This is a genomic window from Nocardioides humi (assembly GCF_006494775.1).
GTDB classification, from domain to species: Bacteria; Actinomycetota; Actinomycetes; order Propionibacteriales; family Nocardioidaceae; genus Nocardioides; species Nocardioides humi.
In genome coordinates this window covers 1,149,256-1,162,168 of the sequence record NZ_CP041146.1, presented here as the reverse complement: position 1 = coordinate 1,162,168, position 12,913 = coordinate 1,149,256, and the positions used below count along the sequence as shown (strand labels likewise).

Below are 12,913 nucleotides of genomic sequence, written 5' to 3'. Positions count from 1 at the left end.
GACGGGTCTATGCGCCCGTCAGGCCGGTGGCCGCGAGCCGGTCGGCGAGCCAGGCCTCGACATCGTCGAGAGCCGCGCGGGCCATCGGCGTCGGATGGGCCGTGAAGCCGTGGGGCGAGGCCGGGTAGACGCGCAGGTCGACGTCGACCCCGGCACCCGAGAGGCGCGCGGCCATGGCGAGGTTGTCGTGCAGCAGGACGTCCTCGGCGCCGACGACCATGAGGAGCGGAGGCAGCCCGGCGAGCTCGGCGTAGACCGGGGAGAGGTCCGGGTGGGTGCGATCGGGAGCGGTCCCCGCGTAGGCCCGGAGGAAGTACTCGTCGGCGATCAGGCGGCCCGCGGGGGTCCGGGCGCTGAGGTCGTAGGTGCCGAACTGAAGGACGGCGCCGGCGACCGCGCGGACGCCTCGGTCGCGCAGGCGCAGCAGGGTGGTGACGGCCAGGGTCGCGCCGGCGGAGAAGCCGGACACGGCCAGCCGGGTGGTGCCGAACCGCTCCGCCGCGTGGTCGACCAGCCAGCGCGCCGCGGTCTCGCAGTCGTCGGGCGCGGCGGGCCAGGGATGCTCCGGGGCCAGGCGGTGGTCCACGCCGACGACCACGACGCCCAGTGCCTCGGCGAGGGCGCGAGCGCGGGCATCGTCGGCCTCGCCCGATCCCAGGTAGAAGCCGCCGCCATGGAGATGGAGGAGGACGCCCGCGGCCGGCCCGCCGCTGGGAACGTGCAGCCGCACCGGCACCTCGTGATCGTCCACCCGGACGACCTCCGTGACCGCGGCGTGCCGCGATGGTGCGGGTGCCGCACGGCCCGCGCGGAGCGCACGCAGCTCCTCCTCGCTGCGGGGACCGCGCCCGGGCTCCCGCTGGGCGTAGAAGGCGCGCGAGGCGTCGACGAGCGGCAGCAGGCGCGGGTCGATCAGGTGGGCGAGGCCGAGCCTCATGCCGGGCGGCCGGCCTCGAACGGCTTCACGCCCGGACCCGGTCGCGTGGCGACCCGGCGCGGGTCGTCGACGTGGTGGCCCGCGGCGCAGCGGACCTCGACGTGCACCGGCTCCTCGCAGTCGCGGTGGACGAACACCGTCGGCGGGCCGCCGGGGTCGGCGAGGTGGCGGTCGCCCCAGTGGCTGATGGCCAGCAGGACCGGCTGGAGCTCGAGGCCCTTCGCGGTGAGCCGGTACTCGTGGCGCGTCCGGGCGCCGTCCTCGCGGTAGGGCACCTTGCGCAGGATGCCCTGCTCGACCAGCGTCGCGAGCCGGTCGGCCAGCATCTGGCGGGGGATCGCGGCGTGCCGGCGGATGTCGTCGAAGCGTCGTACGCCGAGGAAGACCTCGCGCAGCACCACGACCGTCCACCGCTCGCCCAGGATCGCCATCGCCCGACCGAGGGTGCAGTTGTCGACCGACCAGGCGAGCGCCGACGGGGTGTCCATCGGACCAGCATAGGCGACCCAGGTCTCATTGACAGACCCAGCCTGGCGCTGGTCTGATGGCCCCATGACTGAGTCCGCGACCAAGACCCAGCCCGTCGACCCTGCTGCGCTCGACGGGTTCGAGCAGCTCCGGGCGATCCGCGACGGCCTGATCCCCGGGGCGCCGATCGCGGAGACGCTCGGCTTCGCCGCCATGGACGTCCCCGAGCGCGGGACGGCGGTCTTCGAGCTGGACCCCGAGCTGCGCCACTACAACCCGATCGGCAGCGTCCACGGCGGCGTCTACGCCACCCTGCTCGACTCCGCCTGCGGTTGCGCCGTCCACTCCACGCTCGCCGTGGGCGAGGGCTACACCTCCCTCGACCTCACGGTGAAGTTCCTCAAGGCGGTCACCGTCGACTCCGGCCGGCTGCGGGCGGTCGGGACGGTGCTGCAGCGCGGCCGCCGTACCGCCCTCGCCGAGGCGAAGCTGTACGACGGCCGCGGGACGCTGGTCGCCTACGCGTCCAGCAGCTGCATGATCTTCGCCTGACCCCGACCCGGCGCAAACTTCCCCCGAATCTACGCCGACCCGGCGCGTCCTTACCTCGGGCTAGGTAAGGACGCGACGGGTCGACGCGACTTACGGGTCAGGATGCGCCGGGTCGGTCAGGACAGGTCCCCGAGCGCCTCGGCCTCCGCCTCCTCGGGGGAGTGGGCGGCCGGGGTGCCGTGCAGGGCCCGGCCGATGGTCGCGGCGCCGGCGACCAGGATCGCGACGCCGACGACGACCGCGATCCCGCCGAACCAGAACGGCGCCGCGGAGCCCTGGTGCTCGGCGAGCTTGAGGGCGACGTACGGCCCGACGGCGCCGCCGGTGAACCGCACGAAGGAGTACGCCGCCGAGGCGACCGGCCGCTCCACCGGCGCCGCGCCCATCACGGCCTCGGTGACCAGGGTGTTGATGACGCCGAGGAAGGCGCCGGCGACGACGATCCCGACGATGACGACGGTCGAGGTGGAGGCGCCGATCGCCATCATGATCAGGTCGAGTGCGAACAGGGTGAGCGCGCCGATCAGCGCGGGCACGGTACCGACCTTGCGCTGCACCCACGGCGCGAGCGCGACCGACGCGACCGCGAGGAGCACGCCCCAGCCGAAGAAGATCCAGCCGATCTGCATGATCCCGGCCTCGGGCAGCGCGAACGGGCCCGCGGCGAGCAGCGAGAAGAAGCCGAGGTTGTAGCAGACCGCGACCGCCGCGATCACGGCGAGCGCGGGGTAGGCGAGGGCACGGAACGGGTCGGCGAGCGTCGTACGTCGCGGCGCGGGCGGCGTCGCGGGCAGGAAGACCGCCGTCGCGACGAGCGCCATCGTCATCAGCACCGAGACGCCGAAGAACGGGCCGCGCCAGGAGTGCTCGCCGAGCAGCCCGCCGACGAGCGGCCCGGACGCGATGCCGAGGCCGAGCGCCGCCTCGAACAGGATGATCGCCTGGGCGAGCGAGCCCTTCGAGGCGCTCACGATGGTCGACAGCGCGGTGGCGATGAAGAGTGCATTGCCGAGGCCCCAGCCGGCGCGGAAGCCGATCACGGCGCCGACCGAGCCGGACATGCCGGCGAGCCCGGCGAAGACGATGATCAGGACCAGGCCGGTGAGCAGGGTCCGTTTGGCGCCGATCCGCGTGGAGACGACGCCGGTGACCAGCATCGCCACGCCCATCACCGCCATGTAGCTGGTGAACAGCAGCGACACCTGGCTCGGCGTCGCCTCGAGCTTGGCCGCGATCTCCTTGAGGATCGGGTCGACCAGGCCGATGCCCATGAACGCGATGACGCAGGCGAAGGCGACGGCCCACACCGCGCGCGGCTGGCGCAGGAACGAGCCGCCCTCGGCGGCGTGGGAGGGGTGTGGGTGCCGGGATCGGCGGTGGCGGTCACGAGGTTCTTTCCGAGGTGGGTTCGAGGACGGCCTGGAGCACGGCCACGGCGGTCGCGAGGTCGTCGACGGAGAGATCGGTACGACGGGCGAGCCGCTCCGACACGAGGCCGGCGCTGAGGCGCCGTACCCGCGCGAGCTCGGTGCGCCCGGCATCGGTGAGCACGACCAGGCTGCTGCGCGCGTCGTCGGGGTTCGCCTGGCGCGCGACCCAGCCCTGGTCGACGAGCTGGTTGACCTGGCCGGTCATCGTCGGCTGCGAGCAGCGGTCGGCCTGGGCGAGGGCGGTCACGCCCTGCGGGCCCGACTCGTCGAGGATCGACAGCACGCGGACGCCCGCCGAGGAGGCATGCGAGCGGCGGATCAGCCGGACCAGCCGGGCGGCGTACACCGTGAGGTCGCCACTGAGGGCGTCGACATCGGGAGTGCTCACGTCCGACCAATTTACATCGGAAAACTATGCATGTCGCGCGACGGTGGCGCACGCCACACCGCCGCCATACTGGGGCCATGCCGACCTACGTCGCGTTCCTGCGCGCCATCAACCTCGGGCCGACCCGGAAGTTCCCCAAGGCCGAGATCGTCGCCGCGACCGAGGCCGCCGGCGGCCGCGACGTGCTGACCCACATCAACACCGGCAACGTCCGGCTCACCACCGGCATGCGCTCGCGCGCCAAGGTCGAGGCAGCGCTCGAGAGGGCCTACCTCGAGCAGACCGGGTTCGAGGTGCCGACGATCGCCTACACGCCGGCCGAGCTGGCCGCGATCGCCGCGGACGCCCGCGAGCTGAGCGCCGCCCGCCCCGACCGGCAGCGGCACTATGTCTACCTGCTCAAGGACGAGCCCGACGCCGAGGTGGTCGCCGAGGTCGAGGCGCGCAGCGACGACCTCAACGCGGTGGTCGTCCGTGGGCGTGCGGCGCACATCCTGATGGGGCCCGGCTACCAGGCGGGCAACGTCGACCCGTTCAAGACCGAGCGCTCGCTGGGCGTCGCGACCAACCGCAACTTCAATGTCGTCGTCACCCTGGCCGACAAGTGGTGCTCCTGACCGCCCTGAACCGCTGTGACACGATGGGGCTCGTGACGACCGCGAGCCCGGAGAAGGTCGATCCGGGAGTCCAGCAGGACCTCACCCCGGACGACATCACCCTCGCCGACACCCCCTGGGTGACGGTGGTGTGGAACGACCCCGTCAACCTCATGTCGTACGTCACCTTCGTCTTCCAGAAGCACTTCGGCTACGGCAGGAAGAAGGCCGAGAAGCTGATGATGGAGGTCCACGAGGACGGGAGGTCCGTCGTCAGCAGCGGCACCCGCGAGGAGATGGAGCGCGACGTGCAGGCGATGCACGAGTACGGCCTGTGGGCCACCCTGTCGAAGGCCGAGTGAGCGCCCACCGTCATGACCTCTGGATTCGTCCGGCACCGCCGGAGCAAGCGCGTCATCGCGACGTTCTCGGTCTTCGAGGCCGACCTGCTGCGCTCACTGGCCGCCCAGCTCGTCGAGCTGCTGCACAACGAGTCGGCCGTCGCCGCCACCGAGCGCGACCCGCTGGAGGCGCTGCTCGACTTCTCCGGCCCGACCACCGAGCCCGAGGACCCGGTGCTGCGGCGGCTCTTCCCCAACGCCTACCGCGACGACGCCGAGTCGGCTGGCGAGTTCCGCCGGTTCACCGAGGGCACCCTGCGCGACGGGAAGGCCCGGGCCGCGGCGACGGTCATCGACGTCCTGGAGGAGGCCGGGCTTCCGCCCGAGCCGACCGGCGAGGACCTCACCATCGACGTCGAGCTCGACCCCGAGACCGCGCTGGTCTGGATGCGCTCCTTCACCGACCTGCGGCTGGCCCTCGGCACCCGGCTCGAGGTCGCGGAGGGCGACGAGGGCTACTGGTACGGGCTGCCCGAGGACGACCCGCGCGCCCAGGCCCACCACATCTACGAGTGGCTCGGCTTCCTCCAGGAGACGCTGGTCAGCTCGGTGGCTTGACCGCCAGCACGGGGCAGTGCGCCTCGAGGATGATCCGCTGGGCGACGCTGCCGAGGAGGAGCTTGCCGACCGGGGTGCGGTGCCGGATGCCGACGACGACCAGGGAGGCCTGCTCCTCGTCGGCGGCGGCGATCACGGCGTCGGCGACGTCGCTCACCACGTCGTGCCGTACGACGACGTCGAGCCCCTCGCCCGTGAGCCGCTCCTGCAGCGCGGCGATGTCCGCGTCGTGCGCGAACCTGCTGTCGACCAGGCTGCTGCCGAGTGTCGCGTTGACGACGACCAGGCGGGCCCGGTCCTTGCGGGCGAGACCGGCGGCGTGCTCGAGGGCGGCCGCGCCGTACCGGTCCGCGCTGTAGGCGACCACGATGCTCCCGGTGTTGCTCATCGCTCGACCAGCTCCTTCTCGTCATCGGTGGGGGACTGCTCCGGGGTGGCGGGACGTCGCGCCGCGCCAACGGCCATGGCGACCAGCAGCAGCGCCATGACGGCGTACACGGCGACGGCGACCGGCTCGCTCCACAGCGTGCTGACGTCGCCTTGGGAGATCTTCAGCGCGGTGGTCAGCTGCTCCTCGAGCAGCGGGCCGAGGATGACGCCGATGATCAGCGGCAGCACCGGGACGCCGAAGCGCCGCATCGCGAAGCCCAGCACGCCGATCGCCAGCAGCAGGGCCAGGTCGAAGGCCTGGAAGTTGACGCTGTAGGCGCCCAGCGAGGCGAAGAAGAGGATGCCGGCGTACAGATAGGGCCGGGGGATCTGCAGCAGCTTGGCCCACAGCGGCGCCATCGGCAGGTTGAGGATCAGCAGCAGCGTGTTGGCCACGAACAGGCTGGCCAGCAGCGCCCACACCAGCTCGGGGTGGTCGTCCATCAGGGTCGGCCCGGTCTGGAAGCCGTAGCCCTGTAGGGCGACCAGCATGATCGCGGCGGTCGCGGTGGTCGGCAGGCCGAGCGCGAGCAGCGGCACCAGGGTGCCGGCGGCGGAGGCGTTGTTGGCGGCCTCCGGGCCGGCGACGCCCTCGATCGCGCCCTTGCCGAACTCCTCGGGGTGCTTGGAGAGCTTCCGCTCGGTGGCGTACGACAGGAAGGTCGGCAGCTCGGCGCCGCCGGCGGGCATCGCGCCGAACGGGAACCCGAAGGCGGTGCCGCGCAGCCACGGCTTCCACGAGCGGCGCCAGTCCTCCCTGCTCATCCACGGCTGGCCGACCGGGATGATCTCCAGGGGCTTGCGGCGCAGGTGGGCGGCGACCCAGAGCGCCTCGCCGATCGCGAACAGCGCCACCGCGACGACCACGATGTCGATGCCGTCGGCCAGCAGCGGCTCGCCGAAGGTGAGCCGGGCCTGCCCGGTGTTGGTGCCGACCAGGCCGATGGCCAGGCCGAGGAAGAGCGCGATGAACCCGCGCAGCTTGGAGGCGCCGAGGACCGCGGTGACCGCGAACAGGGCGAGCACCATCAGGGCGAAGTACGACGGCGAGCCGAGCGTCACGACCAGGTCGGCGACGTACGGCGTGACGATCCACAGCAGCACCGTGGCGATGGACCCGGCGACGAACGACCCGATCGCGGCGGTCGCCAGGGCCTGCGCGGCGCGCCCGGCCTTGGCCATCTTGTTGCCCTCGATCGCGGTGATGACCGAGGAGGACTCGCCGGGTGTGTTGAGCAGGATCGAGGTGGTCGACCCGCCGTACATGCCGCCGTAGTAGATGCCGGCGAACATGATGATCGCGCTGTCGGCGCCGACGCTGTAGGTCACCGGCAGCAGCAGGGCCAGGGTCATCGCGGGCCCGATGCCGGGCAGGACGCCGACGGCGGTGCCGAGCAGCACGCCGATGGTGGCGAAGAGCAGGTTCTGGGGGGAGAGGGCGGCCTGGAAGCCGTCGAGCAGCAGGTCCATCAGAGCACTCCGTCCAGGATGCCGGCCGGGATCGGCACGCCGAGCCCGACGTAGAAGCCGTACCAGCTGCCCACCGAGAGGGCGACGCCGACGGCGAGGTCGCGGACCCAGGTGCGGCTGCCGAGGGCGGCGGCCGAGCCGGCGAAGAGCAGCGCGCCGGTGATCGCCCAGCCCAGCAGGTCGATCAGCGCGATATTGGCCACCAGCACCGCGGCCAGGATGCCCACGGTGCGCACGTCGGTGCCCTGGGTGAGGTCGATGTCCTCGCCCTCCTCGGCCTCGGGCCGGTCGCCGCGTGCCGTGGCGACGGCGAGCAGGATGCCGAGCAGGACCAGGACCGCGCCGACGACGTACGGGAGGGTGTAGGGCTGGACCGGCTGGTCGGCGAAGCCGTCCTCCAGGCCGGCGGCGTCCAGCAGCACGTAGCCGCCGGCGACGACCAGGAAGCCGGCGAGGCCGTACTGCGCCCTGTCGATGGTCCGGGTCACGGTGGTGTCGTTCATGCGAGTCCCAGCTCCTTGAGGGTGTCGGCGACGCGGTCGTCCTGCTCGGCGAGGAAGTCCTCGAACTCCTTGCCGGTGGCGAAGTTGTCGGTCCAGCCGTTGGCGGCGAGCGCTTCCTTCCACTCCTCGGTCCCGTGCATCTCGGTGAGGAGGTCGGTCAGGTAGTCGCGCTGCTCGTCGGTGATGCCGGGCGGAGCGAGCACCCCGCGCCAGTTGGTGAAGACGAGGTCGACGCCGGACTCGGTGAGGGTGGGGGCGTCGATGCCCTCGAGGCGCTCGTCGCCGGACACCGCCAGCACGCGCAGCTTGCCCTCCTCGATCTGGCCCTCGAACTCGCCGAGACCGGACATGCCGACGTCGATCTTCGCGCCGAGGAGCGCGGTCGTGAGGGGGCCGCCGCCGTCGTACGAGATGTAGTTGACCTTCCTCGGGTCGATGCCGATGGTGTCGGCCAGCTGCATCGGGAAGAGGTGGTCGGGGCCGCCGTTGCCGGAGCCGCCGCCCACGGTGAGGCCGCTGGGGTCCCCGCGCCACGCCTCGACCAGGTCGCCGACCGTCTCGAACGGCGAGTCGGCGGGGACCAGGATGCCCTCCTGCTCCTCGACCAGCCGGGCGATCGGCGTCATCTTCAGCGGTGTGGCGCTGGACTTGTTCGTGTAGACCGCGCCCACGACGCCGAGCCCCATGAGCATCATGAGGTCGTCGGCGCCCTTCTCGTTGATCAGCCGCTGCATGGCGACGGTGCCGCTGGCGCCCTGCACGTTGGTGATCTCGAAGCGGCCGGTGAGGTCGTTGTCCTCCAGCGCCCGCGCGGCCGCGCGGCCGGTGAGGTCGTAGCCGCCGCCGACGCTGTTGGGGATCATCATCCGCAGCCGCCGGTTGCTGGGGTCGTCCGAGCCGCGGGTGACGCCGCAGCCGCTGACGAGTGCGCCGAGCGCCAGTGCGACGACGAGCGCCACGAGGCGATGCAGGCGATGCATGGGAACCTCCGGGGTTGGGTCGTGACCGCCGTCACGTGAGATCCGTGCCAGCATGTCGGTGGGCTGTGGCGGTCGTCACGCTTGCGGACGTAGAGGAGGTTGTGGTCGTTGTGGTCGCGACCGGGAGACTGCTGAGGTGGCGCCGCGGCGAGCTCACCCTCGCGGCGAAGGTGCTGCTGCTCCAGCTGGCCGTGATCGCGGTGCTGCTGACCGCCGTCGGTGTGCTCAGCATCCGGCAGTCCAACGCCGACTTCGCCGAGGAGCGGGGCGCGCAGATGCGCTCGGTGGCGGAGTACGTCGCCGTGCAGGACCTGGTCCGCACCGAGCTCGAGGACGTGCGCGGCGGTGCGGAGCTGTGGCAGGTGGCGGCCGACCTGACGTCGTACGCCGAGCGCGGGGTGCGCCTCTCCGGCGCGACCGACGTCCTCGTCGTCGGTCCCGAGGGCACCGTCCTCGCGGCGACCGATGCCGGCAGGGTGGGCGAGCGGGCCGATCTCGGGGGCGGCGAGGTCGGCAGCGGTCGCGGCGGCACGACCGACGTCCACGCGGGCGGGGAGCGGCGGGTGGCCGCCTACGCCCCGGTCATCGCGGACACGCCGGGGGACAACCGGGCCGTGGGCGCCGTCGTCGCCGAGGCCGCCTACCCCTCGCTGGCCGACCAGCTCGCCGAGGCGGTGCCCGACCTCGGCCTGTTCCTCGGCCTCGGCGCGCTGCTCGGCGTGGCCGGCACCTGGCTGGTCGCGCGCGTCGTACGCCGCTCCACCCGGGGCCTCGGCACCACCGAGCTCGCCAACCTCGCCGACCACCGGGAGGCGCTGCTGCACGCCATCCGCGAGGGCGTCGTGGGCGTCGGCACCGATGGCCGGGTGACCGCGATGAACGACGCCGCCCGCGCCACCCTCGGCCTGGACGGCGGTCCCGACCCGGTCGGCCGGCGGGTCGACGACCTCGGCCTGGACCCGCACGTCGTCGCGCTGCTGACCGGCGAGGGCGCCGACGTCCGCGACGCACTGGCGCTGGTCGGCACCCGGGTCGTGGTGTTCAACCGCGGCGACGCCTCCTCGGGCGGCCGCGGCATCGGCACCGTCACCACGCTCCGCGACCGCACCGAGCTGGTGTCGCTGCAGAGCCAGCTCAGCTCCAACCTCTCCATCACCGACACCCTGCGCGCGCAGACCCACGAGTTCGACAACCGGCTGCACACCATCTCCGGGCTGGTCCAGCTCGGGGAGTACGACGAGGTGGCCGCCCTCGTCGGCACGCTCACCCGGCACCGGGCCGAGGTGGGGGAGCAGGTCGCGAAGCGGCTCGCCGACCCGGCCGTCGCCGCGCTCGTCGTCGCCAAGCACGCCGTTGCCGAGGAGCGCGGCGTGACCCTCGAGCTCGACCCGGGCTCGCGGCTCCCCGCCCTCGCCTCCGACGAGAGCGCCGACCTCACCACGGTGCTCGGCAACCTGGTCGACAACGCCGTCGACGCCTGCGCCGGCCGGCCGGACGCGCTGGTCGAGCTGTGGGTGCTCGCCGACGACACGGCGGTCCACGTCCGGGTCCGCGACAACGGTCCGGGCATCCCCGGCGACCTGCGCGACGCCATCTTCGTGCGCGGCTTCTCCACCAAGCAGGAGGTGCTCGGCGGGCGGGGGATCGGGCTGCCGCTGGTCCGGCTGATCTGCGCCCAGCGCGGTGGCGAGGTGGTCGTCGACGACGCCCTCTCGGAGGGTGGCGGGGGAGCGGAGTTCCGCGTGGTGCTGCCCATCGGCGGCGATGTCGGCCAGGATGGGCGACCGTGAGCCGGAGCCTGCGCGTGCTGGTCGTCGACGACGATTTCATGGTCGCGCGCATCCACGGGCGGTTCGTCGAGCGGACCGACGGCTTCGAGGTCGCCGGCACCGCCCGTACCGGCGCCGAGGCGCTGGAGCTCGCCGCCGCCCTGCAGCCCGACCTGGTCCTCCTCGACGTCCACCTGCCCGACCTCTCCGGCCTCGAGGTGCTCGAGCGGCTGCGCGGCGGCGGCCGGGACGTCGCCGTCGTGATGGTCACCGCCGAGCGCGGCGCCGCCGCCGTCCGCGCCGCCCTCCACGGCGGCGCGATGCAGTACCTCGTCAAGCCCTTCGAGTACGACGATCTGGCCGACCGCCTGCGCCGGGTCGCCGCCACCCTCGCCACCCTGACCGGCCCCGGCGGCGACCGGGCCGAGGAGGCCGACCCGGAGGTCGACCAGGCCACGATCGACCGGGCCTTCGGCGCGGGCCGGCCTGTCGACGTACCGGCGTCGTTGCCGAAGGGGCTGAGCCCGGAGACCGCCGACCTCGTGCTCGACGCCGCGCGGGCCGCGGGCGAGATCTCCGCGTCGGAGACCGCGGAGGCGCTCGGCCTGTCCCGGGTGACCGCCCGCCGCTATCTCGAGCACTTCGTCGACACCGGCACGGCCGAGGTCCGGCTGCGGTATGGCGGCACCGGGCGTCCGGAACGGCGCTACCGGGTCGCTCCCTGACCGCCGTCCGCTTAGGCTTGCCTTCGTGACCGCGATCGAGGACCGCCCCGAACCGCAGGCCCCCAAGGCGACCATGGGTGACGACACCCAGGGATTCTGGGAACGGTTCGCGCTCGCGCTCTTCATCGCCGTCCCGTTCGTCGCCTTCCTCGCCGCGATCCCGGTGGCGTGGGGCGGCTGGCTCGGCTGGAGCGACGTGGCCATCACGTTCGTGATGTACGGGCTGACGCTGCACGGCGTGACGGTCGGCTACCACCGGCTCTTCACCCACAAGTCCTTCAAGCCCAACCGGGCGGTGAAGATCACCTTCGCGATCCTCGGCTCGATGGCGGTCGAGGGGCCGGTGATCCGCTGGGTCGCCGACCACCGCAAGCACCACAAGTTCTCCGACAAGGAGGGCGACCCGCACTCGCCGTGGCGCTACGGCAACAGCATGCGCGGGCTGACGAAGGGCTTCGTCTGGGCCCACGTCGGCTGGCTGTTCGACCCCGAGCAGACGCCGATCGACAAGTACGCGCCGGACCTCGCCAAGGACCGCGACCTGGTCCGGATCTCGCGGCTGTTCTGGCTGTGGGTGCTGACGTCGATCCTCCTCCCGCCGCTGCTCGGCCTGCTGCTCACCTGGTCGTGGCAGGGCGCGCTGACCGCGTTCTTCTGGGGCACCGTGGTCCGGATCGGCCTGATCCACCACGTCACCTGGTCGATCAACTCGATCTGCCACACCCTCGGCGAGCGGCCCTTCGCCTCCCGGGACTTCTCCGGCAACGTCTGGTGGCTGGCGATCCCGTCGGGCGGCGAGTCCTGGCACAACCTCCACCACGCCGACCCCACCTCCGCCCGGCACGGCGTGAAGCGCTTCCAGCTCGACACCTCGGCCCGGGTGATCTGGGTGCTGGAGAAGCTCGGCTGGGTGGGCGACGTCCGCTGGCCCACGCCCGAGCGGATCCGGGCCAAGTCGGTCACGCCCGCCGCTTGAGTCGCCCGCGCTCGGCCTCGTCCGGGGTTGGCGACGACTGCTGTAACACGTAGTTCGCTGACCTATCAGCCACAAGACCTCGCTGAATCGGGTCTGTATGAGGCTGCAACAGCAGGCGCGCGGCTGCCAGGTGGGCGATCAACGTGTTACAGCGGACGCCGGGCTGCCAGGTGGGCGATCAACGTGTTACAGCGTTCAGGCCCGCCCAGCCGCCCCGGCCCCGGCGGGCGTTTCCCGCCCTCGGGCCGATTCCGGACCACACCGCCCGACGCCCTACCCTGGACGCGTGTTGCGCATCGACCAGGCGACGTACGACGCCATCGTGGAGCACGCCAAGCGGGACCACCCGGTCGAGGCGTGCGGGATGGTCGCGGGCCCCCTCGGCAGCGATCGTCCCGCCCGGCTGATCGAGATGGTCAACGCCGCCGGCAGCCCGACGTTCTACGAGTACGACTCGACGGATCTGCTCCGCCTCTACCGGGAGCTGGACGACCGCGACGAGGAGCCGGTGGTGATCTACCACTCGCACTCCGCGACCGAGGCGTACCCCAGCGTCACCGACATCGACCTGGCGAGCGAGCCCGGCGCCCACTACGTGCTCGTCAGCACGCGTGAGCACGGGAATAACCCGGGGCCCGTGGAGTTCAGGTCGTACAGAATCGTCGACGGCGTCGTGACCGAGGAAGAGGTCGTCGTCGCCGCCCATGACACCGCAGAGGAGACCAGCTGAC

Annotated in this window: 16 protein-coding genes; 8 read left to right on the top strand and 8 right to left on the bottom strand. The window is 72.4% G+C overall.

Annotation, left to right across the window (positions count from 1 at the left end):
• Positions 1 to 7: 7 nt before the first annotated feature.
• Together FIV44_RS05705 and FIV44_RS05700 are read right to left on the bottom strand one after the other, a co-directional pair.
• Positions 8 to 937 carry an alpha/beta hydrolase gene (locus tag FIV44_RS05705; protein WP_141003607.1) on the bottom strand — a complete coding sequence of 310 codons (930 nt, stop codon included), beginning with the start codon at positions 935 to 937 and terminating at the stop codon, positions 8 to 10.
• On the bottom strand, positions 934 to 1,425 hold the full coding sequence (locus FIV44_RS05700; RefSeq protein ID WP_141003606.1) for a winged helix-turn-helix transcriptional regulator: 492 nt from the start codon (positions 1,423 to 1,425) through the stop codon (positions 934 to 936). Before FIV44_RS05700 ends, FIV44_RS05705 begins: the two co-directional genes overlap by 4 nt.
• A gap of 64 nt (positions 1,426 to 1,489) precedes the next feature.
• Between FIV44_RS05700 and FIV44_RS05695 the strand changes: the two genes are divergently transcribed.
• Positions 1,490 to 1,957, top strand: coding sequence for a PaaI family thioesterase (locus tag FIV44_RS05695; RefSeq protein WP_141003605.1), 468 nt, complete (start codon positions 1,490 to 1,492; stop codon positions 1,955 to 1,957).
• Positions 1,958 to 2,073: 116 nt separating this feature from the next.
• On the opposite strand, the gene FIV44_RS05690 is transcribed toward FIV44_RS05695, so the two are convergent.
• Complete coding sequence (locus FIV44_RS05690; protein WP_246086832.1) at positions 2,074 to 3,264, bottom strand: MFS transporter; 1,191 nt, start codon at positions 3,262 to 3,264, stop codon at positions 2,074 to 2,076.
• Between the two features lie 76 nt (positions 3,265 to 3,340).
• Positions 3,341 to 3,775 (bottom strand): MarR family winged helix-turn-helix transcriptional regulator, encoded by a 435-nt coding sequence (locus FIV44_RS31880; protein WP_141003604.1) that lies wholly within the window; start codon positions 3,773 to 3,775, stop codon positions 3,341 to 3,343.
• 77 nt (positions 3,776 to 3,852) lie between these two features.
• Here FIV44_RS31880 and FIV44_RS05680 point away from each other — a divergent pair, with 77 nt between their 5' ends.
• Genes FIV44_RS05680 through FIV44_RS05670 form a run of 3 tightly spaced genes read left to right on the top strand, consistent with a single transcriptional unit; the run spans position 3,853 to position 5,330 of the window.
• Positions 3,853 to 4,392: a DUF1697 domain-containing protein gene (locus tag FIV44_RS05680; RefSeq protein ID WP_141003603.1), complete on the top strand. Its 540-nt coding sequence runs from the start codon at positions 3,853 to 3,855 to the stop codon at positions 4,390 to 4,392.
• 32 nt (positions 4,393 to 4,424) lie between these two features.
• Complete coding sequence (gene clpS, locus FIV44_RS05675; RefSeq protein ID WP_425465156.1) at positions 4,425 to 4,733, top strand: ATP-dependent Clp protease adapter ClpS; 309 nt, start codon at positions 4,425 to 4,427, stop codon at positions 4,731 to 4,733.
• A gap of 12 nt (positions 4,734 to 4,745) precedes the next feature.
• Positions 4,746 to 5,330 (top strand): DUF2017 domain-containing protein, encoded by a 585-nt coding sequence (locus tag FIV44_RS05670; protein ID WP_141003601.1) that lies wholly within the window; start codon positions 4,746 to 4,748, stop codon positions 5,328 to 5,330.
• On the opposite strand, the gene FIV44_RS05665 is transcribed toward FIV44_RS05670, so the two are convergent.
• Genes FIV44_RS05665 through FIV44_RS05650 form a run of 4 tightly spaced genes read right to left on the bottom strand, consistent with a single transcriptional unit; the run spans position 5,314 to position 8,712 of the window.
• Positions 5,314 to 5,718, bottom strand: coding sequence for a universal stress protein (locus FIV44_RS05665; protein WP_141003600.1), 405 nt, complete (start codon positions 5,716 to 5,718; stop codon positions 5,314 to 5,316). The two genes, FIV44_RS05670 and FIV44_RS05665, sit on opposite strands and share 17 nt — an antisense overlap.
• Positions 5,715 to 7,229 (bottom strand): tripartite tricarboxylate transporter permease, encoded by a 1,515-nt coding sequence (locus FIV44_RS05660; RefSeq protein ID WP_141003599.1) that lies wholly within the window; start codon positions 7,227 to 7,229, stop codon positions 5,715 to 5,717. The genes FIV44_RS05665 and FIV44_RS05660 overlap by 4 nt, the downstream gene beginning before the upstream one ends.
• A complete protein-coding gene (locus tag FIV44_RS05655; protein ID WP_141003598.1) occupies positions 7,229 to 7,732 on the bottom strand; it encodes a tripartite tricarboxylate transporter TctB family protein in 504 nt (167 codons plus the stop codon). The genes FIV44_RS05660 and FIV44_RS05655 overlap by 1 nt, the downstream gene beginning before the upstream one ends.
• The gene (locus FIV44_RS05650; RefSeq protein WP_141003597.1) at positions 7,729 to 8,712 is read right to left on the bottom strand and encodes a Bug family tripartite tricarboxylate transporter substrate binding protein; all 984 of its coding nucleotides are present in this window, start codon (positions 8,710 to 8,712) and stop codon (positions 7,729 to 7,731) included. Before FIV44_RS05650 ends, FIV44_RS05655 begins: the two co-directional genes overlap by 4 nt.
• Positions 8,713 to 8,813: 101 nt before the next feature.
• Here FIV44_RS05650 and FIV44_RS05645 point away from each other — a divergent pair, with 101 nt between their 5' ends.
• The 4 genes from FIV44_RS05645 (at position 8,814) to FIV44_RS05630 (ending at position 12,912) form a co-directional block, all read left to right on the top strand.
• Entirely contained in the window at positions 8,814 to 10,502 is a 1,689-nt protein-coding gene (locus FIV44_RS05645) for a sensor histidine kinase (RefSeq protein ID WP_141003596.1), read from the top strand.
• Positions 10,499 to 11,206, top strand: a complete 708-nt coding sequence (locus FIV44_RS05640; protein ID WP_246086831.1) for a response regulator — start codon at positions 10,499 to 10,501, stop codon at positions 11,204 to 11,206. Before FIV44_RS05645 ends, FIV44_RS05640 begins: the two co-directional genes overlap by 4 nt.
• A 25-nt stretch (positions 11,207 to 11,231) precedes the next feature.
• A complete protein-coding gene (locus tag FIV44_RS05635; RefSeq protein WP_246086830.1) occupies positions 11,232 to 12,182 on the top strand; it encodes an acyl-CoA desaturase in 951 nt (316 codons plus the stop codon).
• A 286-nt stretch (positions 12,183 to 12,468) separates the two neighbouring features.
• Positions 12,469 to 12,912, top strand: coding sequence for a M67 family metallopeptidase (locus FIV44_RS05630; protein ID WP_141003594.1), 444 nt, complete (start codon positions 12,469 to 12,471; stop codon positions 12,910 to 12,912).
• Position 12,913 lies beyond the last annotated feature (1 nt).

Coding starts and splice junctions, on each gene's coding strand:
- FIV44_RS05700 (WP_141003606.1), bottom strand. CDS start 1,425: ATGGACACCCCGTCGGCGCTCGCCTGGTCGGTCGACAACTGCACCCTC.
- FIV44_RS05660 (WP_141003599.1), bottom strand. CDS start 7,229: ATGGACCTGCTGCTCGACGGCTTCCAGGCCGCCCTCTCCCCCCAGAAC.
- FIV44_RS05665 (WP_141003600.1), bottom strand. CDS start 5,718: ATGAGCAACACCGGGAGCATCGTGGTCGCCTACAGCGCGGACCGGTAC.
- FIV44_RS05650 (WP_141003597.1), bottom strand. CDS start 8,712: ATGCATCGCCTGCATCGCCTCGTGGCGCTCGTCGTCGCACTGGCGCTC.
- FIV44_RS05705 (WP_141003607.1), bottom strand. CDS start 937: ATGAGGCTCGGCCTCGCCCACCTGATCGACCCGCGCCTGCTGCCGCTC.
- FIV44_RS05680 (WP_141003603.1), top strand. CDS start 3,853: ATGCCGACCTACGTCGCGTTCCTGCGCGCCATCAACCTCGGGCCGACC.
- FIV44_RS05655 (WP_141003598.1), bottom strand. CDS start 7,732: ATGAACGACACCACCGTGACCCGGACCATCGACAGGGCGCAGTACGGC.
- FIV44_RS05695 (WP_141003605.1), top strand. CDS start 1,490: ATGACTGAGTCCGCGACCAAGACCCAGCCCGTCGACCCTGCTGCGCTC.
- FIV44_RS05670 (WP_141003601.1), top strand. CDS start 4,746: ATGACCTCTGGATTCGTCCGGCACCGCCGGAGCAAGCGCGTCATCGCG.